Below are 1524 nucleotides of genomic sequence, written 5' to 3'. Positions count from 1 at the left end.
CCGCACACCGCCGCCCAACGCACAGACCCCCGGTCACTCGCTGTCATCCGCGGATCCGCCGTCAACCAGGACGGTCTGACAAACGGGTTGACCGCACCCAACGCACTGTCTCAGCGTGCCGTGATCACGCAGGCACTGCGCAACGCCCGCATCGAGCCCTCCCAGGTGACGCTGCTGGAGGCGCACGGCACAGGGACGATGCTCGGCGACCCGATAGAGGTGGAAGCCCTCAGCGCGGTCTACGGCGATTCCGGCACCGGGGCGGCCGCGTGTCTGCTGGGTTCGGTGAAGACGAACATCGGCCACCTGGAAGCCGGTGCCGGCATGGCCGGGCTGATCAGGACGGCGCTGAGCATCCATCACCGTGCCGTAGCACCGCACCTGCATCTCTCCGTCATCAACCCGCACATCGAACTCGACGGGACCCGACTGTCCATACCGACCTCCCTGCTCCCCTGGGACGTTCCGGATGAGCAGCGCCACGCAGCGGTCAGTTCCTTCGGTGCGGGTGGCACCAACGCGCACGTGATTCTCGGCCCTGCCCCGGTGGGCACCAGGGGAGAGGACGACCGTCCCCCGGCTGCCGAAGGGCCCTGGCTGTTGCCGGTGTCCGCAGCCACCGACAACGCGCTGGCGCCTATGGCACGGGCGTACCGCGACCACCTGCTTTCGGCCGATGGACAGTCCCAACGGTTCGCGGACATCGTCCACACGGCGACGGTGCGTCGGACCCGCCACGAGCACCGGCTCGCCGTCGTGGCCGACTCGCACAGCGAGGCGGCGGACCGGCTGACGCGGTGGCTCGATGGGGAAGAGCCCGCCGGGGTGGTCACGGGTCGTGGGACGAACTCCGTGGGCGACGGAATCGTCTTCGTCTTCCCCGGCCAGGGATCCCAGCGGGCCGGGATGGGCCGGGAACTGCTGGAAACCTGCCCAGTGTTCCGAGCAGCGGTGACTGAGTGCGACGGCGCGATGCGCCGCTGGCTCGGCGGCCGTTCGATTGTCGACGGCGTCATGAGGATCGGCGATGAGGCGCAACTCGACCGCATCGATCTGATCCAGCCTGCTCTGTTCGCCCTCGCCGTCGGTCTCGCTGCACGATGTCGCTCTTTCGGTCTGGAACCCGACGCTGTGGTTGGACACAGCATGGGCGAGGTGGCGGCGGCGCACATCGCTGGAGCGCTCACCCTGGAGGACGCCGCCCGCATCATCTGCATACGCAGTGCCCTGCTCCGCCGTATCAGCTGCCAAGGAGCCATGCTGGTCGTGGCCCTGCCGCTCGACGAGGCGGACCGGCTCATTAAGGACTGCCGGGACAAAGTGTCCGTGGCCGTCAGCAACAGCCCTACGTCCACCGTGTTGTCGGGTGATCCGCGAACCTTGGTCGACCTGGCGGAGAACCTGCGCGAGCGCAACGTGTTCTGCCGCCCGGTGAAGGTCGACGTCGCTTCGCACAGCCCCCAGGTGGATCCGCTACAGCACGAACTCCTCGCCGATCTCGCCGACTTGACGCCACGGCCCTCC

General features: G+C 68.3%; 1 protein-coding gene. It reads left to right on the top strand.

Translation table 11 applies throughout. The annotated features are described in order from the left end of the window. Nucleotides 1–45: 45 nt before the first annotated feature. Nucleotides 46–1524, top strand: a 1479-nt coding sequence (locus ACFWI9_RS34135) for an acyltransferase domain-containing protein (protein WP_387169156.1), incomplete at its 3' end; no start/stop codon positions are given.

The sequence above is a fragment of the Streptomyces sp. NPDC127084 genome, from assembly GCF_042724175.1.
Lineage (GTDB): Bacteria > Actinomycetota > Actinomycetes > Streptomycetales > Streptomycetaceae > Streptomyces.
Note: the sequence above shows the minus strand (reverse complement) of the source record. Positions and strands in the feature narration are given on the sequence as shown.